This is a genomic window from Pseudoduganella sp. SL102, from assembly GCF_027856995.1.
GTDB classification, from domain to species: Bacteria; Pseudomonadota; Gammaproteobacteria; order Burkholderiales; family Burkholderiaceae_D; genus Rugamonas; species Rugamonas albidiflava.
The window spans coordinates 3,917,030-3,940,879 of the sequence record NZ_CP115554.1; the positions used below are offsets into that span (position 1 = coordinate 3,917,030).

Genomic DNA, 23,850 nt, shown 5'->3' on the forward strand with positions numbered 1-23,850 from the left:
TGTTACGCGACACTGCCTTTGCTGGAACGCGCAGTGAGTTTTCTCATTAATAATTCTATTGGCCCATGCTCCCGGACACCTGCCCACGCGACTGAAAAGAAAGTTGCTACGAGCAGGAATATCGATGCACACCACACTGTAGTCATCAATCCGGCAGATCCGTCGAGTAGATCAAGGTATTCCAATATGCTCATTCCTATCAAAATGTGAGCTATGTACAAGGTCAGTGTCATCTTGCCTGCCTTTGCCATCCACCCCAAACAAGGCATTCTCGCAGCAAGCCAAAGGCACCCTCCGATCAGGAAACTTGCAGTGCCAATTCCCATCAGGAAATACAGTGGCCCGGGCGGCATTGGCGTTGTTGTGAACAGCCATCGGGAGGAGTAGGACTCGAAAAACGGGGCGATCCTGCTGGTGCCTGCCATCATGATGAGGCCAACTATTGCAAGGAAGACCTGCACATGATTTTTCTCGAGCTGCAAGCGCGCCAAAAGCAGGCCGAATATCAGGAAAGCAAACCATGGAAGTACTGGGTGGAATCCATTGAAGAACAAATTGCGCAGGAAGCCCGACCATGTCCAAAGGTCTTTATATTCAAGTGTTGTCCAGTTCCAGGCCGTGCTGTAGTCAAATGTGAGCTGCGCCCAGAGTGAAATCACCGTGACGACAAAAATTAATATCACTAAAATGCGTGAACGTGCGTGCATGAGAGCCAGTGCCAGCAAGAAGTACACGCCATAATAGTGGAGGATATCTGCAGGAAAGATGCATAAGTTGCCGCAGCCTGCGACAAACAGGAAAAGCGCACGCCGTGCAATCGATACACGCGCCCTGGCAGGATCCATTGAACGCGTTGCCAGTGTCAGGCTAATGCCAGCCAAAACGACAAACGTTGCAGACGCTTTCCCTTCGAGGACCTTGAACAGCGTATTCAGCCAATCCTGATGGGCTGCTTGAGCATGCATTGCTAAATGAAAATTTACGAATACCATGCCGGCGAGGGCAATATAGCGGGCTACATCGATGCCGGCTAGCCGGTTGGGGTGCCGTATTGGATCATTCATGCCAATAATAAACAGCGCAGGAGTGGGCTGGAAATAACTGCAGAGCTACTACTTTCTTCGTCCGCTATTGCGTGACGCAATGCTTCGGCCTCTACCCCATCAAGTAGCAATTGCGCAATGGCGAGCGGCTCGGCAGCTGGCCTCAAGCTGCCAGTATCCGCGCCCCGCTCGATGGCGGAAGCAAATGTATTTAACAGGAGAACCCGATTTTCGGCGAAGGCCGAGCGTAGTACCGAAGTTCGGGTCAGTTCCGCAAGACATTCCGCAGAAAGTATCGCCCATTCAGGTTGAAGATTCAGGGCCCGATACTCTGTCAGAATGCGCACGACATCTTCGATCCTCGGTGAAACAATCTCATCAAGACTCTGGAGAATCGGTGCCAATCCCTGTCGCTCCAATTCTGCGACCTCGGCGATCAACTGCTGCTTGCCCGGAAAATAGGTATATAAATTGCCCAAGCTTACATTGGCTTGTTTGGCTATATCGCGCATGCTGGTTGCATGAAATCCCTTGCGAATAAAGCAGGCGATTGCTGCTTCGATAATTTTGTCCTGTCGGGCTGGAGCCTGGTTTTTCATGCGTCGATGATGAACGAACGTTCGTTCATCCGTCAACCTTTCTTCGTATCCTCAAGGTTGTTCGAGGTCTTTCTACAACAACGAGTCGCTTCTGCGCGTCGCCGCACACTTTCGATAGGTACCACCGAGATTCTTGCGCGCGACGACCGAAGCAGCCGGCCGTCGATCCTTGCCGTCGAGCTGATCATGAGGAAAATATCGACCTGATGCTTGCGCAGGTCTCAATTACCCCTGGCGCGGCCCAGCAGTGCGAGCGCAACTGGGAGCCCTGCATTTTCGCCAGGTAACCGGCAGCGTGTGCTTGTCGTCCCATACGTTTGCGCCAGGATCCTGGACCAAAAGCGCAAGGCACCGCGAGTGTCCGGTTCAAGGCCGCCTAGCGGCTGCTGCGCTCGATCGACACCAGGTCGACATGGAAGGAACTGGTGCCGGGCTTTTGCCGGAATCGGAAAACTGCGTGCGCACGTCCCCATTTTCCCGACAGCGGCAAAGGGTGCTTCAGCAGGTACTCCGGGAAGGCCACCTCTTCGAGGCTGGGGCTGGCCGACTGCGTGAGCCCGTGCGGGGACGTAACCGGCGCATCGCCACACGCGTCCCGCAATGCACGCCGCAAACCGTCCTTGCTCCACCGCTGCGAAGTCGTATCCAGCTTGCCGAGTGCCTGGCCGTATTCGCCGCTGGCAAGGTGCTCGATGAACTGGCGGGCAAACGCGAGAAATGCCTTCCCGGGACTGTACGGGGTGCCGGCGATCATGGCGATGCCGGCTTGCGGACGTTGCGCTGGCCGCTCGACGTGGTCATGGCTGACGATACGCGAGATCCGCGACTGCCATGTTCAAGCGGTACCCGCCGCGTGAAGCTTGCGCGCTTCTCACACCGCCATCGGCGCGGTGAGCGGCGGATGGTGCCGGTAGCCTTCCAGGCTGAAGTCGGACGGTTCGATCTTTTCCAGCCACTCGGGTTCGTATTTGCCGGTGCGGGCGAATTCCGGCACGCGGTCGGCGATCACGAGGCGCGGCGCGTCGTACGGTTCGCGCTTGAGCTGTTCCTGCACCATCTCCATGTGGTTCTCGTAGATGTGCGCATCGCCGATGAAGTAGGTGAACCAGCGCGGCGTGTAGCCGGTGAGGCGCCCGACCAGGTGCAGCAGCGCGGCGCCTTCGGCGATGTTGAACGGCGTGCCCAGGCCGATGTCGTTGCTGCGCACGTACAGGCACAGCGAGATTTCCTTGGTCGTCGCGTTCGGGATGAACTGGTACAGCAGGTGGCAGGCGGGCAGGGCGACCTGGTCCAGCACGGCCGGGTTCCAGCCGTGGAACAGGATGCGGCGGCTGCCGGGGTTGTTGACGATCGTGTCCAGGCACTCGCGCAGCTGGTCGATCGCCTTGTACAGCAGGACTTTCTCGACGCCGTTTTCCACCAGAGGCGCCACCTCGCTGAACCCGTTGCGGAACGCGTCTTCCCGCTGCGCGGTATTGGCGGCGTCGACCAGCTTGTAGCCGGGCCACTGGCGCCACTGCACGCCGTAGACCGGACCCAGGTCGTCGACACCCTCGCGATAGGGATTGGCCAGCCATTGCGCATTCTCGTTGGCGTTCTGGTCCCACACCTTGCAGCCCAGCGCGCGGAAGTCCGCCGCGCTGCGCGATGCACGCAGGAAGGCGCACAGTTCGCCGACGACGGACTTGAAGGCCAGCCGCTTGGTCGTCACCGCCGGGAAGCCCTGCGCCAGATCGAAGCGCATCATCGCACCCGGCACGGACAGCGTGCGGATGCCTGTGCGGTTGTCTTGCCAGGTGCCCTGGGCAAGGACGGTCTCGATCAGTTGCTGGTACTGCTGCATGCGGTTCTCCGGCTGAAAACGGGCGATTCTATCAGGTCAGGGCGAGGTCAGTGCCCGGTCAGCGCTTGCTCAACGTTTTTTGCGGCCACGTTCCGGCCCTCTATTCGGGGGCTGCACTGGTGGCTTCGCGGCTGACTTGGCCGCCGACTTCGCGCCCCGGCCGGCCGCCACGACGACGACGCCTTGCGGCACGCGTTTCGGGGCCTTCGGCCGCTCCGGCGCGGCCGATCCGAAGCCGCCGGCAGGACGCGGCGTGACGGGTACGGCGGTTGCCGGAGCGTGTTTCGGCGCCGGGTTCGAGACCGGCCTGGAGGCCGGCTTCTTCGCCAGCGCGGATGCCGGCTTCGCGGCAGCCTTGCGCCCGCCCGCCTGGGCCGGCGTTCCCGTCGATGGCACGCGGTGATCGGCTTCGAAGCCCGCGATTTCCTCGCGCGGCAGCACTTGCCGGATCACCGTTTCGATGGCGCGCAGCAGCTCGACTTCATCGGCCGCCACCAGCGAGATCGCTTCGCCCGAGGCGCCGGCCCGGCCGGTACGGCCGATGCGGTGCACGTAGTCCTCCGCCACAGTGGGCAGGTCGTGGTTGACGACCAGCGGCAAGCCGAGGATGTCGAGGCCGCGGGCGGCGACGTCGGTGGCCACCAGCACCTGCACGTCGCCGGCCTTGAAGCGGGCCAGCGCCCGCAGGCGCGCGGGCTGCGGCTTGTCGCCATGGATCGCATCGGCGCGGATCCCTTCCTGCTGCAGCACGCCGACCAGCTGGTCGACACCCTTGCGGGTCTTCGCGAACACCAGCACCTGGCCCCAGCCGCGCTCGCGCAGCAGGTGCAGGAACAGGTCGGGCTTGGATTTCTTGTCGGTGGTGATGACGAGCTGGCGCACCGTCTTCGCCGCCGCGTTGGCGGGACTGGCCTGCACGGACAGCGGATCGCGCAGCAGGCGGCCGGCCAGCGTGCGGATCGCGTCGGGGAAGGTGGCCGAGAACAGCAAGGTCTGGCGCTCGGCCGGCAGGGCCGCGAACACCGCATCCAGGTCGGCGGCGAACCCCAGGTCCAGCATGCGGTCGGCTTCGTCCAGCACCAGGGTTTCCAACCGGGACAAGGTCAGTGCGCCCTGGCGCTGCAGGTCGAGCAGCCGGCCCGGCGTCGCGACCAGCACGTCCAGGCCTTTCCTCAGCTTGGCGACCTGCGGTTCGATCGGTACCCCGCCGTAGGCCACGCCGTAGCGCAGCGGCACGTGCGCGCCATACTTGCGGAAGCTGTTGAAGACTTGCTCGGCCAGCTCGCGGGTCGGCGCCAGCACCAGGCAGCGCACGCCGAGCGGTTCCACCGCGCCTTCCAGCGTGAGGCGGTGCAGCAGCGGCAGCGCGAAGCCGGCCGTCTTGCCGGTACCGGTCTGCGCGGCGGCCATCAGGTCGCGGCCCGCCAGCACGGCCGGAATCGCCCGCTTCTGCACCGGCGTCGGCTCGTCGTACCCCAGTTCATCGAGGGCGCGCAGCAGCGGATCGATCAGCTTCAGGGAACGGAACGTCACAGTGCCGCCTCCAGTGCCGCGTTCCAGAGCGCCAGCGCGAAGTGGACTTCCTCGTCGGGCAGGTCCAGCAGGTGATCGCCCACGTACCACTCCGTGTAGCAGGTGCCGTCGAGCTGCCCGTGGTGCACGGCATTGTGGAGCCAGATGCCGTGTTCGCGGGCGATGTCGTTGCGGATCTCCAGCGCGCGCTCGCGCTCCACCGGCAGGTGCAGGTGGAACAGGTTGGCGTGCGGCTGCAACGGATTCATGCGCAGCATCGGATAGGCGGGCAGCGCCTCGAACAGCCATTGGGTGCGGCGGAACAGCGCCGGCATCGCCGCCAGCCGCTCGTCGATCCGCATCGCCGCGGCCACCACGTACGGCGTGCGGTGGATGATGCTGCCGCCCTGGCGGCGGTACCATTCCTGCGCGCGGGCGACGAAGGCGGCGCTGCCGGCGAGCAGCGCGCCGCCGATCCCGCCGATGCCCTTGTACAGCGAGACATAGACGGTATCGAAGCCGGCCGCGACTTCCGCAGGGCTGCGGCCGAAGCCGGCGGACGCTTCCCACAGCCGCGCGCCATCCATGCGCAGGTGCGTGTTCCGTTCCCGGCACCAGGCCTTGATCGCTTCCAGCTCTTCCCAGGCCGGCGATATCCCGCCGATCTCGCGTGCAGGCAGCTCCAGCGACACCGCGCCCAGGTGGTCGGGAATGGCGTCCAGGTCGGCCATCGTGAATGGCCGGTGCGGGCTGCCGACCTGCAGCGCGTGGAAATGATCGAGCAGCTGGTGGTTGCCGCGCTCGTGCTTCAGGATGTGCGCGGTGGCGTGCAGGGCCACCAGGCGGCTGCCGCGGTCGGCGCAGGCCAGCCGCAAGGCGGTGGCCTGCGCCATCGTGCCCGTGATGCAGAACGTGGCGGCTTCCTTGCCCAGCAGCGCGGCCACCTTGCGCTCCAGCGACTGGATCAATTCACCTTCGCCGTACACGTCGTGCGCGATGCCGTGCCGCTCGCACCATGCGCCCATCGCCGCGAAGGCCTGCGCCGGCGTCTGCTGCCGGTGGCCCGGCAGGACGGTGGCGCACTGCTGGCGCAGGTCGGCCTCCGTTGCTGCCGGCTTCGCGGGATTATTCATGATGCTGCTCGACGTGGCCGTTGTGGAATTTCAGCGCCGCAATGTTGACATAGCTGCCGCCCCGCGCCACCAGCGACTTGTGGGTGCCGGTTTCGACGATGCGGCCGTCTTCCATCACGATGATGCGGTCGGCACGCTGCACGGTGGCCAGGCGGTGGGCGATGATGACGGTGGTGCGGCCGACCATGGCCGCCTCCAGCGCCGATTGCACCAGGCGTTCGGATTCGGCGTCGAGCGCGCTGGTCGCTTCGTCGAGCAGCAGCAGCGGGGGATTCTTCAGGAGCGCGCGGGCGATGGCGATGCGCTGGCGCTGGCCGCCGGAGAGGCGCACGCCGCGCTCGCCGAGGAAGGACTTGTAGCCGTTCGGCAGCCGCTCGATGAATTCATGGGCGGCCGCCAGTTTCGCAGCGTGGATCACTTCCTCGTCGGTGGCGCCGGCCCGGCCGTAGCGGATGTTTTCCATCGCGTCGGCCGAGAAGATCACGGTATCCTGCGGCACGATGCCGATCGCGCCGCGCAGGTCGTGCAGGGCCAGGTGGCGGATGTCCACGCCATCGAGGCGGATGGTGCCCTGCTGCGGATCGAAGAAGCGCAGGAACAGCTGGAACAGCGTGGTCTTGCCGGCGCCGGACGGGCCGACGATGGCCACCGTTTCGCCGGGCCGGATGTCCAGGTTCAGGTGGGCCAGCGCCGCGGACTCGGGCCGCGACGGATAGGAGAAGGTGACGTCGGCCAGGGTCAGGGCCGCGCCGTTGGCGGCGCGCGGCGGCAGCGCCAGCGGCTGCGCGGGCTCGCGGATGTCGGACTGGGTCGCCAGCAGTTCGAGCAGGCGCTCCGTGGCGCCGGCCGCGCGCTGCGCCTCGCCCATCACTTCGGACAGCGCGCCGACCGCGCCGGCCACGATCGAGGCGTACAGGATGAACTGGCCCAGTTCGCCGCCGGACATGGTGCCCGACAGCACCGCGTGGGCGCCCAGCCATAGCACGAACACGATGGTGCCGAACACCAGCACGATGGCCAGCATGGTCAGCAGCGCGCGGGCGCGGATGCGGCGCATCGCCGTGCCGAACGCGCCTTCGACCGCGCCGCCGAAGCGCCGCGTCTCGATGTCCTCGTGGGTGAAGGCCTGCACGGTCGGCATCGCGTTCAGGATCTCGCCGGCCACCGCCGACGCATCGGCGATGCGGTCCTGCGAATCGCGCGACAGCTTGCGCACGCGCCGGCCGAACATCACGATCGGCAGGATGGTCAGCACCAGCAGGGCGATGATGATGCCGGTCAGTTTCGGGCTGGTCACGAACAGCATGACCAGGCCGCCGATGAACAGCAGCGCGTTGCGCAGCGCCATCGAGATGCTGGTGCCGACGACTGCCTGGATCAGCGTGGTATCCGTCGTGATGCGCGACAGGACCTCACCGGTCTGGGTGGTTTCGAAAAATGCGGGACTCTGCCGCACCACGTGGCGGTAGACGGCGCTGCGGATATCGGCCACCACCCGTTCGCCCAGCCACGACACCGTGTAGAAGCGCGCCGCCGTGGCCAGGGCCAGCACCGTGGCCACGGCGAACAGCGCGAGGAACACGGCATTCACGTGCTCGGCGCTGTGCACGCCGGCCTTGGCGCCGAAGCCCAGGTCGATCATCTGCTTGAACGCGTACGGGATCGCCAGCGTGGCGCCGGCCGCGACGACCAGCGCCACGCCGGCCATGGCGAAGCGCGCCCGGTAGGGTTTCAGGAATGGCGCCAGGCCCCGTAACGCGGCCAGGCTGCCTTTTTTCAGTTCGCGGGCTTCAGTGGAAGACACGGATTCGCGGGCGCTGCTGGTGGTGCTGTTGCTCATTCTATGACGTCGTTCTTATAGTTTCATCGGCCGGACATAGCCGGTCAGCTCGAGGTAGCCGCGGCCGGCCGGCCTGCCGCCGCGCTTCACGGTGACCGCCCCTTCCCAGTACACCGCGCCGGTCGAGCGGCGCGAATCGAGTTCCTGGTCGGGCTGCAGCGGGTCCAGCTGCCAGCGGGTGCCGCCCGTGTCGATCGTGACGGCCACCGGGTAGTCGGCGCCCGTGCGGGGCGAGCGCCAGCGGGTGCGCGGCGTGAATTTCACGTCGCCCGGGCCGAAATGCGTGATCTTACCGGATGCGTCGCGCCACGTCGCGTGGGCCCACAGTGTAGCATCGCCGCTCTCGCCAGTGCCGGTGCCCTTGCCATTGCCGGAGCCTGCACCGCCTTTGCGGCGGATGCGGAAGGCCATCAGGGAACCGCCGTCGTCCAGGTTGGCGCCCACCCAGTCCCAGCCGGCCGCCTCGGGATCGAGCACCTGGCTGGACCATTCATGGTCGAGCCAGGTCACGCCCGTGACCGCGCTGCGCTTGCCGTCCGCGCCCACGATGGTGCCGGAGGTCTTCAGGTGCGGCTTGCTGTAGTAATAGCTGGCCTGCTCGGGGCGCGGGCCTTTCTGCGAGTAGCCGCCGCGGCCCTGCAGCAGCACCGGCTGGGTCGGTTCCAGCGCCAGTTCCAGCGTGAAGCCGGCGGCGGGTATGCTCATCCGGTAGCGCCCGTCGGCGCCGCGCACCATGCGCCAGTCGTCCAGCCTGACGTCGGTATCGGTCTCGCTGGCGTAGGCCAGGCCGAAGCCGGCGCGGGCGCTGCGTTCGTCGTGCAGCAGCTTGCCCTGCGCCGGGTCGGACAGCGCGGCATGGCCGATGACCAGCTGTTTCGGCGCGAACTTGCTGGGGTTGGCGTCATCGGTCTCCGTGCGGCTCCGGAAGAACGTGACCTGGTAGCCCACCGATTTGCCGGCGGCCGTGGTCAGCCACCCGGTGGCATACCACCACTCCGTGCGGAACGACGGGTGCGCGCCGAAGTCGCGCGGGAAGGCCAGTTGCCGGCCGTTTTCCAGCGGGACCACGGCGGAGAATTGCGGGGGCTGCGCGGCCGGTGCCGCCAGCAGCGGCGCGCACAGCAGCATGACCAGGGCCCACAGGATACGCATCTACCAGTCCTCCCGCACGGCGCGGATCGGGTCGCCGGACAGCGCCTGCCGGCCGGATGCCAGCGCCGTCAGCATGCTGGCCACCAGCAGCGCGGCGGCCACGGTGCCCAGCAGCGGCCACGGATAGTGCATTTCCATGGTCCAGTGGAACGATTGCGGATTGACGACGTGCACCAGGATCAGGCTGATCGCCCAGCCCAGCGCGAAGCCGGTGGCGATGCCCAGGCCGGTGAGCGCGCCGCCTTCGAACGCCAGGATGCCCAGGATCTGGCGGCGCGTGACGCCGATGTGGCGCAGCATGCCGAACTCGCGGGCCCGCGCCAGCGTCTGCGCAGAAAACGTGGCGGCCACGCCGAACAGGCCGATGACGATGGCGATCGCTTCCAGCAGGTACGTGACAGCGAAGCTGCGGTCGAAGATGCGCAGCGACAGCGCGCGGATGGCCGACGGTTCCTCGATGCCCAGCGTGGCGCCGAACGGCAGCCGCTTCAGCGCCACGGTCGCGTCGGCGGCGCTGGCGCCCCGGTCGAGCCACAGCGCGGCATCGCTGGCATCGTGGTCGCCCGTGAGCCGAACGTAGTCGGCACGTTCGAGCATCACGGCCCCGGAAACGCGGGCGTAGTCGCGCCAGATCCCGGCCACGAAGAACGGCACGGCGGCACCGGCCAGCGGCAGCGGCAGCGTGTCGCCCGGACGGATGCGGTACAGGTCCGCCATCGCCTCGGAGACCCACGCGCGCGGCAGTTTGCCGCCGGGCTGAGCCACCTGCTCGCCGACCAGCACCATGGCTTTTTCCGGCTGCGCCGGGTCGATGTCGCGCGCCAGCAGCGCCACGTTGGGACGGTCCGCCGCCAGCGAGACGGAGCGCAGCCGGAGGAATTCGGCGCGGGCGATGCCGGGCGCGGCGCGGATCGCTTCCTGTTCGCGCGGCGTCAGGCCCGCCGTGCCGCCCGCGCTGGCGATGCGCGCATACAGGTCGGCCGGCAGCACCTGCAGGATCCAGTTGTCGACGGAGACGCGGAAGCTGGCCACCATGATCGCCATCGCCACCATCAGCGAGAAGCTCGACAGCACGCCGCCCAGCGCGATGCCGGCCTGGCCGGAAGCGTTGGCCAGGCGTCCCAGGGTCAGCGTGGGTACCGCAGGGATGGCCCGCTGCCCCGTCGCGGCGCGGCTGGCCATGGCGGCCGTCCAGCGCTCGTGCGCGGAGCGGAACGCGGCGGCGGCGATGCGCGGCATCAGTGCGATGCCGCCCAGCAGCAGCAGGGCGATCGACAGGTAGCCGAACACCGGCAGGCCGGCCACCGGCGGCAGGCGCGACATCACGGCGGCCACGGCCAGGCAGGCCAGCGCAGGCCAAGGCCGGGCCAGCCGGGCCAGCGCCACTTCATCGGCACCCGATTTCAGCGCGATGGCCGGCGCGGCGCGGGCCGCTTCCCATGCCGGCGCCGCGCAGCCGAGCAGGGCGACGCCGACGCCGAGCGCGAAGTAAACCATGGCGGCCACGGGGGTGAATTGCGCCTGCGGCTGGACGCCCGCGAAGTAGCCGGCGCCCAGGTCGCCGCCGAAGAAGCGCAGCGCGGCCGCGGCGATCGCATAGCCGCCGGCGATGCCGAGCAGGGAACCGACGACGCCGAGCGTGGCGCCTTCGACCAGAACCTGCCGCAGCAACTCGCGCCGCTCGAATCCCAGCACGCGCAGCAGTGCGAACTGGCTGCGGCGGCGCATCACCGACAGCGCCTGGGTGGAGAACACCAGGAACGCCCCGGTAAAGAGCGCGACCAGTGCCAGCACGCTCAGGTTCACCCGGTAGGCGCGGCTCATGTTGCTGGTGCGGCTTTCCTGGTCTGCATCGTTCGGCTGGGCGACGCGGAAGCGGCCCGGATAGTCGCGCGCGAGTTCGCGCGCCAGCGTGGCCTGGAAGGCGTTGCGGTCCACTCCGTCACGTAGTTTCAGGTCCACGCGCGACAGCTTGCCGAGGCGACCGAAACGCCACTGCGCCGCGCCGATGTCCATCACTCCCAGCCGCTGGCCGACGCGGGCGCGCTGCAGCGAGCCGGCAACGCGCAGCGTGACGGTTTCGGTGCCGGTCATGAAGGCGATATTGCTGCCGTCCCGTGCATTGAGCCATTGCTGCGCGGCGGGCGACAGGAACAGCGCGTCGCTGCCCAGCGTGTCGCCGGCTACGCCGCTGGCCGGCGCGCCGACCAGGTCCGGCGTGATGAAGCCGGCACGGAACACGTCCAGACCGAGGAGCTTCAACGGTTCCTCGCCGCCCGGCAGCGAGGCACTGATTTCCAGCACGGGCGAGGCGACCGCCACTTCCGGGCGCCCGGCCAGCCGTGGATAGATGTCTTCGTCGAACAGCGCTTCCGTGCCCGAGACCTGCACGTCGGCCTGGCCGGACAGGCTTTGCACGGCGGCCGAGAATTCGTTGAACGCGGCGGCGTTGATCAGGTGGATGGCGAAACCCAGGGCGACACCGACCGTGATCGCGGCGACCGCCGTCAGCGCCCGCACCGGGTGCGCGCGCCATTCGCCCAGCAGCAGCCAGCGCATCAGGGTGCGCGTGGCGCCGGCGGTGGTTACCGGCCTCACTTGCATGCGGCGGCGTGGCGCTCGGCGGCGCGGCGGGCGGCAATGCGGGCCGTGTCGATGGTGCGGTGGCTGGCGCGGCGCACGTCGTCCTCCGCCCATTTGCGGGCCAGCTGCAATTGCGTGCAATGCTCGCGGCGCCGCGCGGCGCGCTGGTCGTGCAGGGCATCGGCATGGTCTTCCCGTGCTTCCCGTGCATGGCGTGCCGCCTCGAGCTGGGCCGATTGCTGTTGCAGGCGCGCCAGTTCCGCGGCTTCGGGCCGGCTCGCCGGGGGATCGGGCGGCGCCATCAACGTTTGCGCGCCGCGTGCGCACGGCGCTTCGCTGTACGTGACTTTCTCGCCATGTGTGCACTTGTACATCTGCGCGTGGGCGGGCAGGGCGATGGCCGAGGCGAGGGCCAGTGCGTGCAACAGCGGCCTCACAGGATCTTCCCCGGATTCATGATGTTCAGCGGATCGAGCGCCGCCTTGATCGCCCGCATCAGGTTCAGCTCCACCGGCGACTTGTAGCGCGCCAGTTCGTCGCGCTTGAGGGCGCCGATGCCGTGTTCGGCCGAAATCGAACCGCCGAAGGCGGCGACCGCGTCGTGCACCACGCGGTTCACCGCGGCCTGGTTGACCAGGAAGGCTTCGTTGTCGATGCCCTGCGGCGGCGCCACGTTGAAGTGCAGGTTGCCGTCGCCCAGATGGCCGAAGCAGACCAGCTGGCAGCCGGGAAACGCCTGCTGCAGCAGCGGTTCGGTGTGCGCGATGAAACGGGCAATGGACGATACCGGCAGCGAGATGTCGTGCTTGATGTTCTTCCCGTCCGCCGCCTGGGCCAGCGGGATATGCTCGCGCAGGTGCCACAGGCCGCGCGACTGGGCGACCGAGGTGGCGACGACGGCGTCCAGCGCGATGCCGGCCTCGAAGGCCGCGCCCATCGCCCCTTCCAGCAGCGCCACCGCATGCGCCTCCGACTCGTTCGAGGAAATCTCCAGCAGTGCGTACTGCGGCGACGGCCCCGCGAACGGGCGGGGCAGGGCCGGGAAATGCTTCGCGACGAGCGCCAGGCAGAACGCCGACATCAGTTCGAAACCGGTGAGGCTCGCGCCGGCGCGGTCCTGCGCCAGCGACAGCAGCCGCAGTGCGTGCTCCGGCGAGGGCAGCGCGGCCAGCGCGGTGACCGATGCCTTCGGCGCCGGATACAGCTTCATCACGGCGCCGGTGATGATGCCGAGCGTGCCTTCGGCGCCGATGTACAGGTCGCGCAGGTCGTAGCCGGTGTTGTCCTTGCGCAGGCCGCGCAGGCCGGACCAGATCTCGCCCTGCGGCGTGACCACTTCCAGGCCCAGGCACAGCTCGCGCGTGTTCCCATAGCGCAGCACGCCGGTGCCGCCGGCGTTGGTGGACAGGTTGCCGCCGATCGTGCAGCTGCCTTCGGCCGCCAGCGACAGGGGAAACAGGCAATCCGCGGCGGCTGCCGCTTCCTGCACGTGCTGGAGGATGACGCCGGCATCGACGGTGACGGTGCGGTTGACCGCATCGAGGCTGCGGATGCGGTCGAGGCGCGCTAGCGACAGCACGACGGCCGTGCCGCTGGCATCGGGCACGCTGCCCAGCACGAGGCCCGTGTTGCCGCCCTGCGGCACGATGGGCACGCGTTCCTCGGCGCACAGGCGCACCAGCCGGGCCACTTCGTCGACGCTGCCGGGGCGCAGCACGGCCAGCGCATTGCCCGTGAAGCGGCCGCGCCAGTCGCGCAGGTAGGGCGCCATGGCGGCCGCCGAATCCAGCACGTACTGGAGTGAATCAGCGGCGCCGGCGATCGCGCGGCAGCGGTCCAGGAATGCCGTCATGGCGCTTACTTGTGGCCGTTCCGGCTGCGGGCAACCTTGTCCAGCAGTTCGCGCGCGGCCTTCTTGGCGGCCCGCTTGTACGGGTGCACATAGAGCAGCGCGCAGCAGAAGAACACGAAGACCAGCGCCGCCTCGGCCCAGCCCAGCCAGGGCATGGTCTTGTCGCTGTAGCCGCGCACCACGCCTTCGGCCAGGTAGGCCAGGATCATCATCGACGACCATTGCAGCGTGTACAGGTCGCGCTTCAATACTCCGATCAGCGGGAACAGCAGCGGCACGGCCTTCAGCGCCAGCCAGGAACCGCCGGGCTTGAGCGGCGCCAGCACGGTTTCCCACAACAGGCACAAGGCGATCAGCGCGGCCACGCTGACCAGCGCCCCCCACCACAACACCTGCTGGCGCGCGCCGTACATTACCGGCCCCGCAGCTTGACGGCCGTTTCGGCCAGCCGCTTGCCGAGCGCCACGGCGATGCGCTTTTCCTCGTCCGTGACGGGCTTGCGGCCATCCACGCCGGCCCAGTGGCTGGCGCCATACGGCGTGCCGCCGGACGAGGTGGTCATCAGGTCCGGGTGCGTGTAGGGCAGGCCGATGACCATCAGGCCGTGGTGCAGCAGCGGGATCATCATCGACAGCAGCGTGGACTCCTGGCCGCCATGCAGGCTGCCGGTGGAGGTGAACACGCAGGCCGGCTTGCCCGCCAGGCTGCCGGACAGCCACTGGCTCGACGTGCCGTCCCAGAAGTATTTCATGGCGGAAGCCATGTTGCCGAAGCGGGTGGGCGAACCGACGGCGATGCCGGCGCATTCATCGAGGTCGGCCAGTTCCACGTAGGGCGCTCCGTCGACCGGCACTTCCGGCTCGGTGGCCTCGGTGACGGTGGACACGGCGGGCACCGTGCGCAGCCGCGCATCGCAGCCGGGCACGCTTTCGATGCCTTGCGCGATCAGCTCGGCCAGCCTGCGGGTGGCCCCATGCCGGGAATAGAACAAAACAAGGATAATCAGATTGGGCGCGTTCATCGTTGGTATTATAGAACGCTTTATCGCGTCGACAGGGACAGGAACCATTTGAAGCAACGTATCAACACCCTCTACCGTTTCGTCGTCAACCGCTGCGGCGACGGGGTGGCCGAGCTGCGCTCGCTGTCCTGGGCCGAAGTGCGCGACCTGGGCCTGTTCGCGCGGCGCCGGCTGCGCGAGGAAAGCCTGCCCCAGGTGGCCGGCGGCCTCACCTTCACCACCGTGTTCGCGCTGGTGCCGGTCCTGACGATCGCGCTGGCCATCTTCACCACCTTCCCCATGTTCATGGCGTTCCGCACGGCGCTGGAAGCGTATTTCATCCAGAGCGTGATGCCGAAGGCGATCTCGGAAACCATCCTGTCCTATCTCACCACGTTCGCGGCGCAGGCCACCGGGCTGTCGGCCATCGGGGCGGTGACGCTGGTGGCCACGTCGGCGGCGATGATGGGCATGATCGAGCGCGTGTTCAACCGCATCTGGGGCGTGAAGGCGGAGCGGCGCTGGACGCGCCGGCTGCTGGTCTACTGGGCCCTGATCACGCTGGGGCCGCTGCTGGTGGGCGTGTCGATCTCGCTGTCGACGGATGTGTTCTCGGCCACTTCCAGCCTGGTCGGCAATGTCGCCGGCGCGCTGGCGTATTCGGTCCTGTCGCTGGTGCTGGCGACGGCCGGCTTCACGTTCCTGTACATGGTAGTGCCGAACAAGGCGGTGGACTGGCGCGATGCGCTGGCCGGCGGCGTGCTGGCCGGGCTGGCCTTCGAACTGGCCAAGCGTGGCTTTGCCGTATTCATCACGGAATTCCCCACCTACTCGAAGATCTATGGCGCGCTGGCGGCGCTGCCGCTGTTCCTGCTGTGGGTCTACCTGTCGTGGCTGATCACCCTGCTGGGCGCGCTGCTGGCGGCGGCGCTGCCGGTGATCAAGTACGAGCGCTGGTGGTACGAACCGGTGCCGGGCGGCGCCTTCGTCGATGCGCTGGCCGTGCTGAAGGTGCTGCACGGCGCCAGCCGCTACGGCGATACGGCGCTGGTCTCGTCGGGCGCGATCCGGGCCCGCACGCGGATGGGCTTCGACGAGCTGCATACCTTGCTGGACCAGATGCAGGACAAGGGCTGGGTCGGCCGCGTGCGCGTGGAACCGGCGCCGCGCATGCAGTTCGGCAAGCGTGTCGACGATACGGGCGACAACTGGGTGTTGCTGGCCAACCCGGAGGTGCTGACGCTGGCCGAGGTCTACCGGCTGTTCGTGTTCGGCGGCATGCCCGTCAATGCCGGCGTGGCGCAGGAATCGAGCGACCCGCGCGACGTCGCGGCCCGGCGCGACGCGGCCCGGCTGGCACGCCATGTCGAGGATGCCGTGGAAGCGGGCCTCGGCCTGTCGCTGGCCGACCATTTCGGCCCGGCCGTGGACCGTGCCGCGGTGCCGCTCGTGCAGGATGGGCACGGATGACCGCCGATTGCCACGAATAGCCCGCAATGACGACTATTACGGTGCCACGCTGGATTTTTTCACGGGCATACGCTACATTGCGCCAGAAGGCATAGAATGAAAATCACCCATCACGGACAGGACGGCCACCATGAAAGTCTCAGAAATCCTTCAAGTCAAGGGTAACATCCTCTACACGATCACGCCGGACCAGCCGCTGGTGGAAGCTGCCACCACGATGGCCGAGAAGGACATCGGCTCGCTCGTCGTGATGGAGTATGGCGACCTGGTGGGTATGCTGACCTTCCGCGAAGTGCTCAAGGCGCTGCACGCGAACGAAGGTTCGGTAGGCGGCGGCACGGTGCGCAAGCACATGGACGACCATCCGATCACCGTGACGCCCGATACCGAGGTCAACGAAGTGCGCCGCATCATGCTGGAGAAGCACGCGCGCTACCTGCCGGTGATGAATGCCAAGACCTTGCTGGGCGTGATCTCGTTCTATGACGTGGCACGCGCCGTGCTCGAAGCGCAGAGCTTCGAGAACCGCATGCTGAAGGCGTATATCCGCGACTGGCCGGCCGAGCAGGACGAGACGACGAACTGAGCCGTTTGATCGCGCCCATGAAAAACGCTGCCTCGGCAGCGCTTTTTATTGCCTGCAAATTGAGTACGTCCCCATGGCCGCTCAGTTAAGCGTTGCCCGACACATTGAAAGCACATGCATTCACCCCAACAGCGAAGGACTGGGGTCAGACCCGGCGGGTCTGACCCCGGAATTTGCACTTGGGTGGACTCAACTTGATCGACCAGGGTCTGTCCCTATTTTTCGGGAATTTTTCCCGGTGTTAGGCGTTCTGCGCGGGCTGGCTGGCCAGCCAGCCGTACAGGTCCCCGGCGGCCATCGGCCGGGCGAACAGGAAGCCCTGGGCCAGCGGGCAGCCCAGCTCTTGCAGCACGCGCGCCTGCAGTTCGTCCTCGACGCCTTCGGCCACCACCGACAGGCCCAGGTTGCGGCCCAGCTGGATCACCATCTCGGCGATGCTGCTGCCGCGCGAGGCGCCGCTGATCTCGGTCACGAAAGCGCGGTCGATCTTCAGGCGGTCGAGGCGCAGGCGCTGCAGGTGCGACAGCGACGAGAAGCCGGTTCCGAAGTCGTCGATCGCGATGTGCACGCCGGTTTCCTTGACCTGCGCGAGCATCTCGATGAACGTGTCCGGCTCTTCCATTGCCATGGATTCGGTGATTTCCAGTTCCACATGGCGGGGCGGGGCGCCCGTGTCGGCCAGCGCATTGCGCAACACCTGCAGGAATTGCGGATGGCGGAACTGCACCTGCGACACGTTGATCGACATCGTGAAGTCGTGGTGGCCCGCCGCGCGCAGGCGGACCAGTTCGGCGCAGGCGGTGCGCAGCACCCATTCGCCGATGTCGATGATCAGCCCGGAATACTCGGCGATCGGGATGAAGCGGTCGGGCGGCACGAAGCGGCCATCGGCGGCGCGCCAGCGCAGCAGCGCCTCGGCGCCCACCGCCCGGCGCGTGGCCAGGTCGATCTGCGGCTGGTAAGCGAGGAACAGCTCGTGCTTGCTGAACGCGGTGCGTAGCGCGTGCATCATGCGCACCCGTTCGCGGATCTCGACGCCCATATTGCGCGTGAAATAGAAGTGGCCGGCGCGTTGTTGCGTCTTGGCGCGCTTCAGGGCGATATCGGCATCCTTCAGCGCATCGGTGCCGCTGCCATCGTGCTCGGCCAGCCGTACCAGGCCCAGCGTGGCCGAGACTTGCACTGTCTGGCCCTCGATCTCGAACGGCTGCTGGAACAGCGCGAGGATGGCGGCCGGGTTCACCTGCGCGGCATCGCCCAGCACGCAGAAGATGTCGCCGCCGATGCGCGCGACGGTGAGCTGGCGGTCCAGGCTGTCGCGCAGGCGCGCCGCCACGGCGGCCAGCAAGCCGTCGCCGAACGCATGGCCCAGCGCATCGTTGGTCTCCGCAAAATGGTCCAGGTCGACCAGGCACAGCGTGGCGGCCTCGCGGGCCGGGCTGGCCAGCGTGGCATCGAGGATCTCGATCACGCGCGTGCGGTTCGGCAACTTCGACAGCGTGTCGTAGAACGCCGCGTCATGCAGGTGCGACACCAGCTCGACGTTGTCGAGGCCGACGGCGACATTGGCGGCGAACACGTCCAGCAACTTGCGGTCCAGTTCCGAGGGCAGGCACGGCACGTCGATCAGCGCGGCAAAGGCGCGGCATGCCTTGCCGGCCAGGTGCAGCGCGACGGCGTCGTCGCCGAATACATTGCACCGCCCGGCCAGCGCGCGGGCCAGGGCGGGCGGCATTGGCGGATCGGTATCGGGACCCAGCACGCGGCCCTCGGTGGCCTGCCAGGTTCCACAGGCCGCGATGACCTGGGCGGTGCCGCCTTCGCCACCCACGCACAGCAGTCCGCTGGCGGGCTGGCCCAGCAGCGCGGCGGCCTGGACCAGGGCCCCGGCGGCGAAGTCGCGCATGCCGTGCAGCGCCATCAGCGCGCTGCCGGCTTCGACAATGCGGTTCAGGCCACGGCGGTTGTCGTCCAGGCGGCGGATCTGCTCGTACGAACGGATCGCCGCCGTCACGGTCGTGTACAGCTTGATGCGGGTGAGCTCGGACTTGGTCTTGTAGTCGTTGATGTCGAAATCGCGGATCGCGTCGATTTCCGGCGCGTAGCCGGGCTGGCCGGTGCGCAGGATGATCCGCACGTCGGCCAGCTTCAGCGTTTCGCGGATGTGGCGCACCAGGTGCAGGCCGGCATGTTCCTGCTCCATCACCACGTCGAGCAGGATGACGGCGATGTCGCGTTCGCGCGCCAGCAGTTCGCGCGCTTCCGCGGCCGAGTAGGCGTGCACGAACTCGAGCGGGCGGCCGCCCATGTCGAGGTTGCCCAGCGCGAAGGTGGTGGTGGAGTGCACATCCGCGTCGTCGTCGACGATCATCACCCGCCAGGCGCCGCGCGGCGCCGCGGCGGGTTGCCGGGGCGCCTCGTCCAGGAACACCAGTTCATCCTGTCCAGTGCCGATGGGTGTGCTCGTTGGGGGCATGCATCCTTCTCCAAAGGGTGTCGACCGGTCCCTTTATAGCGGATTGGGCGGGATTCCGGCGCAGCGTCCACACGCGTCGTCACATTATAATGCCGGCCCCGAATTGCTGTGCAGAAATTGTTACATTTGTGGCGCGACGGCCGCGCTTCCCGTATGTCTGGCTCGCGGCATGCTAAAGCGGTAAAATTGCCAGTTCCTTCCGCTCTTTCAGATTGATCTCATGTCCGGCAATTCCTTTGGCAAGCTGTTCACGGTAACGACTTTTGGCGAATCACACGGACCGGCGATCGGTTGCGTCATCGATGGCTGCCCGCCGGGCCTGGCGCTCAGCGAAGCCGATATCCAGCCCGAGCTGGACCGCCGCAAGCCCGGTACCTCGCGCCACGTCACGCAGCGGCAGGAACCGGATGCGGTGCAGATCCTGTCCGGCGTGTATGAAGGCGTCACCACCGGCACCCCGATCGCACTGCTGATCCGCAACGAGGACCAGCGCAGCAAGGACTACGGCAACATCGTCGAGAGTTTCCGCCCCGGCCATGCCGACTACACGTACTGGCACAAGTATGGCGTGCGCGATCCGCGCGGCGGCGGCCGCTCGTCGGCGCGGCTGACCGCTCCCGTGGTGGGCGCGGCGGCGATCGCCAAGAAATGGCTGAAGGAGCAGTACGGTACCGAATTCGCCGGCTGCATGCGCACGCTGGGCGAGATCGACGTGCCTTTCCAGGATTTCGCGCACGTGCCCACCAATCCGTTTTTCGCGGCCACGGCCGACGCGGCGCTGATCGCGCGGATGGAAAGCTACATGGATGAGTTGCGCAAGTCCGGCGATTCGATCGGCGCCCGCATCGACGTGGTGGCGCGCAACGTGCCGGTGGGCCTGGGCCAGCCGATCTACGACAAGCTCGATGCCGACATCGCCTACGCGATGATGGGCATCAATGCCGTGAAGGGCGTGGAAATCGGCGCCGGCTTCGCGTCGGTCGCGCAGCGCGGCTCGGAGCATGGCGACGAACTGACCCCGCAGGGCTTCGTGGGCAACCACGCCGGCGGCGTGCTGGGCGGCATCTCGACGGGCCAGGACATCACGGTATCGATCGCGATCAAGCCGACCTCGTCGATCCGCACGCCGCGCCGCTCGATCGACAAGGCGGGCAATCCGGTGATGGTGGAAACGTTCGGCCGCCACGATCCGTGCGTGGGCATCCGCGCCACGCCGATCGCCGAAGCCATGCTGGCGCTGGTGCTGATCGACCACGCGCTGATGCACCGCGCACAGTGCGGCGACGTGTGCGTGGCCACGCCGGATATCGGCCGCCAGGGCTGAGCGGCAGGGAAAACAGGACGGGCCGCCGGCAGGGCGCCGGCGCTTGCCGGAGACCGGCGGCGCCTCAGGCGGCGCGGCTGCTCACCAGTTCGAGCTGGTGCCGGCGTTCGATGGCCTTCACCACCAGCCCGCGCAAGTCGTTCAGCAGGGCGAACTCGGTGGGCGACAGCTGGATCTCCGGGAACGTTTCATCCCAGTCGCCATACAGGAAGCCGGTCGGCTGGCCGTTCGCCGACAGCGGCAGGATCACGAAGCTGCGCGCTTCGGCCAGGCCGGTCTTCCACCATTGCGGCAGCTTGGCCGCGAATTTCGGGTCGCGCGCGTTCTCGATGAAGATCACGCGGTCGCTGTTCAGCGCCGCATGGAACACGTTGGGTTCATACGCATCCTCGAACGACATCGCCGCCAGCTGTTCCTTCGGCAGCGAGCCGAAGCACATCCGCGCCGCATAGCGGTTCTCGCGGCGATTGCGCACGAACGCCACCGCACGCGAGAAATCAAGTCCCTTGTACACGGTTTCCAGCGCCGCCGAGACCATCTGCCCGGGGCTGGCGCTGTCGACCATGTCGCGCATGTCGGCCAGGCCGCTTTGCAGGATGCGGTTGCCGGCGGCGCGCTGGCGCGTCTGGGCCATGGCGCGGGCGCGGCGTTCGAGCGGTTTCGACAGCGGCGCGATCGCCAGCTCTTCGGCCGCGGTTTCGCGGGCCTGGGCGATGGCGCCGCGCACCTGCTCCAGCTCCAGCCCCAGCAGCGGTGAAAACACGGCACTGATGCGGGCCACCTCGGCGGCGCCCGCTTCGTCGTCGTTCCACAGCGAGGCGGCGCAGTGCCGCGACAGCGTGGCGATGCCAGCGACCCAGTCCGATGCCGGCAGCGCGGCCGGTGTGTCATTGGCCGGCGCGTCATCGGCCGGCGCATCATCGGACGGCATCGCCACGCTGCGCATGCCGGTTACCAGGTTGCCCGGCAGGTTCCAGCGCTGGGCGGCGGCCATGCCGATTTCCTCCAGCGTGATGCCCAGCAGTTCGCGCGCCGCCGCGTCTTCGTTGCCGCTACCGCCGCGCTGCTGCAGCTTTTGCCAATGCTCGGGCAGGTAGAAGGTAACCATCATGCGGCCCAGCGTGTGCAGCATCGAGCAGACCACGGCCAGTTCCGTCTGCGGGCTGCGCACGGTGGCGGCGATCTCGCGCGCCACCAGCCCGGCCAGCACGGCCTTTTCCATTTCCACATGGGCCTGGGTGGAATCGCTGGCCCCGGACGACAGTTCCTCGACCAGTTTCAGGCCCAGCGCCAGGTGGCCGATGGCTTCGGTGCCCAGCACCAGCACGGCCTTGCTGACGGTGTTGACGTGCTGGCCGAATGCCGAATACATGCTGCTGTTGGCCAGGCGTAGCACCTTGTTGGTGAGCACGGGATCGGACAGCACCGTTTCGGTCATGGAAAACTCGCCATCTTCCTCGCCGCGCATGGCGCCGAGAACGGCACCGATGGCCTTCGCGAAGGCGGGCATGTCGCCCTGGCGGCGCGTGCGCTCCCACAGCAGGGCCAGGGTCTGCTCGCCGAGGTGGCTGTTCGTCGTGCCGCCGGTCATTGCACCACCCGCGCCACGTCGCCGCGCCGGATTTCCTCGAAGTGCCGTTCGCTCAGCGCCGCGAGCGCCGCGTTGGCGGCCATCGGCTTGCCGGTCAGGTAGCCCTGCACGTAGCGGCAGCCCCGTTCGCGCATGTAGGCCATCTGCTCTTCGGTTTCCACGCCTTCGGCGACCACGGAGAGCGACAGGTGGCGCGCCAGGTCCAGCACGGCATTGCAGATCGCGCCATCCTTTTGCGAGCCGGGCAGGTCGCGGATGAAGGCGCGGTCGATCTTCAGCACCGAGATCGGGAAGCGCTTCAGGTAGGCCAGCGACGAGTAGCCGGTCCCGAAATCGTCGATCGCGATCCGGGCGCGGCGTTCGGCCATCTTGCCGAGGATGGTCTCGGCGTGGCCCGGGTCGATCATCAGCGTGCCCTCGGTGATCTCGAGCACGAGCTGGTCGCCGGACAGGCCGGAATAGGAAATGGCGTCGTCTAGCACGTCTAAAAACTTGTCACTGCGAAATTGGCGGGGGCTGATATTAACAGAGATGTATAGCGGCCGTTTCGCTGCTTCCTGGAACTGCCTGAGCTGTACGCAGGCCGCCTTCAGCGCCCACGCCCCCAGCAGGTTGATCAGTCCGTTGGTCTCGGCAATGGGGATGAAGCGCGCCGGCGACACCATGCCGAGGGTGGGGTGCTTCCAGCGCATCAGCGTTTCAAAGCCTTCGATCTCGCGCGTGCCGGCATCGACGATGGGCTGGTAATGCAGCACGAATTCGCCTTCGCGCACGGCCTGGAACATGGCCGCTTCGAGCGAGATGTCCTCCTCGGTCGGGCTCGAGTGGCGCGGGCTGTACACCACGCAGCGCGCCTTGCCCGTTTCCTTGGCGCGCGACAGCGCGGCATCGGCCAGCGCGACCAGCCGCACCTCGTCCTCGGCATGCTGCGGATACACCGCCACGCCGACCGATGCGCCGATATAGATAGTGTGCGCGTCGATCTCGAACGGCGCCTGCAGTGTGGCGAGCAGGCGGCCGGTAACCAGGCGGATCTGCTGCTCGTTGAAGGTGCCGGGCAGCACGGCCACGAATTCGTCGCCGCCCACGCGCGCCAGCGTATCGCTGTCGCGCAGCGTCTTGCTCAGCCGTGCGGCGGCCATCTTGAGCACCGTGTCGCCGACCGGGTGGCCCAGACCGTCGTTGACCTTCTTGAAACTGTCCAGCCCGATGGCGGCAACGGAGAAGCCCTGGCCGGAACGGCGCGCCTGGGCAATCGTCATGCGGATGCGGTCCGACAGCAGCAGTCGGTTCGGCAAGCCGGTGAGAAGGTCGTGCGTCGCCATGTGCCGCAGGCGTTCCTCGGCGGCTTGCTGTTCCGACAGGTCGCGGCCCACCACCAGCAGCTGCGCCGATCCATCCGCGCCGGCAAAGGTGGAAAAGCGCAGGTCGAACCAGACGTCGCTGTCGGCCGGCTGCAAGCGAAGTTCCAGGCGCGCCACGCCGCCGTTCGCCAGCCCCGCCAGTGCGCCCTGCAGGGCGGACCGATCCAGTTCGGACACGAACACCGCCAGGGCGCGGCCCACCACGGTGCGTTGCGGGCCCAGCACCGTCATGGCGCGGCGGCTGGCGAACAGCACGTTTCCCGCTGGATCGAGCCGGAACACGATATCGCCGGCTTCTTCGAGCATGGCGTCGAAAGCAAGCCGTGCGGAGTCGGGCGGTGGCGTCGTGGAACTGGAAAGCATGGCGATGCTGCGGTCTTTTCTGGTATCTCGTGCTGCGGCGGGCGATTCAACCCTGTTGATACGCGATCCGGGCGAGACGGGCGGTCACGTTGCGTGAATGTATCACTTTACCGCAAGAA

At 67.2% G+C, this 23,850-nt stretch carries 19 protein-coding genes; 3 read left to right on the plus strand and 16 right to left on the minus strand.

Features of this window, described 5'->3' with window-relative positions; all coding sequences use genetic code 11:
* Window positions 1-2: 2 nt before the first annotated feature.
* The 13 genes from OU994_RS16540 to wrbA form a co-directional block, all read right to left on the minus strand.
* Entirely contained in the window at window positions 3-1,064 is a 1,062-nt protein-coding gene (locus OU994_RS16540; RefSeq protein WP_281606746.1) for a DUF418 domain-containing protein, read from the minus strand.
* Window positions 1,061-1,642 carry a TetR/AcrR family transcriptional regulator gene (locus OU994_RS16545; protein ID WP_281606747.1) on the minus strand — a complete coding sequence of 194 codons (582 nt, stop codon included), beginning with the start codon at window positions 1,640-1,642 and terminating at the stop codon, window positions 1,061-1,063. Before OU994_RS16545 ends, OU994_RS16540 begins: the two co-directional genes overlap by 4 nt.
* A 376-nt stretch (window positions 1,643-2,018) precedes the next feature.
* Entirely contained in the window at window positions 2,019-2,396 is a 378-nt protein-coding gene (locus OU994_RS16550; protein WP_281606748.1) for a hypothetical protein, read from the minus strand.
* Between the two features lie 117 nt (window positions 2,397-2,513).
* Window positions 2,514-3,485, minus strand: coding sequence for a thymidylate synthase (locus OU994_RS16555; RefSeq protein ID WP_281606749.1), 972 nt, complete (start codon window positions 3,483-3,485; stop codon window positions 2,514-2,516).
* 69 nt (window positions 3,486-3,554) lie between these two features.
* Window positions 3,555-5,018, minus strand: a complete 1,464-nt coding sequence (locus OU994_RS16560) for a DEAD/DEAH box helicase (RefSeq protein ID WP_281606750.1) — start codon at window positions 5,016-5,018, stop codon at window positions 3,555-3,557.
* Entirely contained in the window at window positions 5,015-6,130 is a 1,116-nt protein-coding gene (locus tag OU994_RS16565; RefSeq protein ID WP_281606751.1) for a low specificity L-threonine aldolase, read from the minus strand. Before OU994_RS16565 ends, OU994_RS16560 begins: the two co-directional genes overlap by 4 nt.
* Window positions 6,123-7,970: an ABC transporter transmembrane domain-containing protein gene (locus OU994_RS16570; protein ID WP_281606752.1), complete on the minus strand. Its 1,848-nt coding sequence runs from the start codon at window positions 7,968-7,970 to the stop codon at window positions 6,123-6,125. Before OU994_RS16570 ends, OU994_RS16565 begins: the two co-directional genes overlap by 8 nt.
* A gap of 15 nt (window positions 7,971-7,985) precedes the next feature.
* Window positions 7,986-9,122, minus strand: coding sequence for a carotenoid 1,2-hydratase (locus OU994_RS16575; protein ID WP_281606753.1), 1,137 nt, complete (start codon window positions 9,120-9,122; stop codon window positions 7,986-7,988).
* A complete protein-coding gene (locus OU994_RS16580; RefSeq protein WP_281606754.1) occupies window positions 9,123-11,726 on the minus strand; it encodes an ABC transporter permease in 2,604 nt (867 codons plus the stop codon).
* Complete coding sequence (locus OU994_RS16585) at window positions 11,717-12,142, minus strand: DUF4124 domain-containing protein (protein ID WP_281606755.1); 426 nt, start codon at window positions 12,140-12,142, stop codon at window positions 11,717-11,719. The genes OU994_RS16580 and OU994_RS16585 overlap by 10 nt, the downstream gene beginning before the upstream one ends.
* Entirely contained in the window at window positions 12,139-13,557 is a 1,419-nt protein-coding gene (locus OU994_RS16590) for an FAD-binding oxidoreductase (protein WP_281606756.1), read from the minus strand. Before OU994_RS16590 ends, OU994_RS16585 begins: the two co-directional genes overlap by 4 nt.
* Window positions 13,558-13,562: 5 nt before the next feature.
* Complete coding sequence (locus OU994_RS16595) at window positions 13,563-13,970, minus strand: DUF2069 domain-containing protein (protein WP_281606757.1); 408 nt, start codon at window positions 13,968-13,970, stop codon at window positions 13,563-13,565.
* Window positions 13,970-14,578: an NAD(P)H:quinone oxidoreductase gene (wrbA, locus tag OU994_RS16600; RefSeq protein ID WP_131145902.1), complete on the minus strand. Its 609-nt coding sequence runs from the start codon at window positions 14,576-14,578 to the stop codon at window positions 13,970-13,972. The genes OU994_RS16595 and wrbA overlap by 1 nt, the downstream gene beginning before the upstream one ends.
* Window positions 14,579-14,626: 48 nt before the next feature.
* Here wrbA and OU994_RS16605 point away from each other — a divergent pair, with 48 nt between their 5' ends.
* Window positions 14,627-16,027: a YihY family inner membrane protein gene (locus OU994_RS16605; protein ID WP_281606758.1), complete on the plus strand. Its 1,401-nt coding sequence runs from the start codon at window positions 14,627-14,629 to the stop codon at window positions 16,025-16,027.
* A 130-nt stretch (window positions 16,028-16,157) separates the two neighbouring features.
* A complete protein-coding gene (locus OU994_RS16610) occupies window positions 16,158-16,613 on the plus strand; it encodes a CBS domain-containing protein (protein ID WP_131145900.1) in 456 nt (151 codons plus the stop codon).
* Between the two features lie 241 nt (window positions 16,614-16,854).
* Here OU994_RS16610 and OU994_RS16615 read toward each other — a convergent pair whose 3' ends face one another.
* Complete coding sequence (locus tag OU994_RS16615; RefSeq protein WP_281606759.1) at window positions 16,855-19,089, minus strand: bifunctional diguanylate cyclase/phosphodiesterase; 2,235 nt, start codon at window positions 19,087-19,089, stop codon at window positions 16,855-16,857.
* Between the two features lie 220 nt (window positions 19,090-19,309).
* On the opposite strand from OU994_RS16615, the gene aroC reads away from it, so the two are divergent.
* Window positions 19,310-20,413 carry a chorismate synthase gene (gene aroC, locus OU994_RS16620; RefSeq protein ID WP_281606760.1) on the plus strand — a complete coding sequence of 368 codons (1,104 nt, stop codon included), beginning with the start codon at window positions 19,310-19,312 and terminating at the stop codon, window positions 20,411-20,413.
* 64 nt (window positions 20,414-20,477) lie between these two features.
* Here aroC and OU994_RS16625 read toward each other — a convergent pair whose 3' ends face one another.
* On the minus strand, window positions 20,478-22,004 hold the full coding sequence (locus OU994_RS16625; protein ID WP_281606761.1) for an HDOD domain-containing protein: 1,527 nt from the start codon (window positions 22,002-22,004) through the stop codon (window positions 20,478-20,480).
* Window positions 22,001-23,731, minus strand: a complete 1,731-nt coding sequence (locus OU994_RS16630) for a bifunctional diguanylate cyclase/phosphodiesterase (protein WP_281606762.1) — start codon at window positions 23,729-23,731, stop codon at window positions 22,001-22,003. Before OU994_RS16630 ends, OU994_RS16625 begins: the two co-directional genes overlap by 4 nt.
* Between the last annotated feature and the right edge of the window lie 119 nt (window positions 23,732-23,850).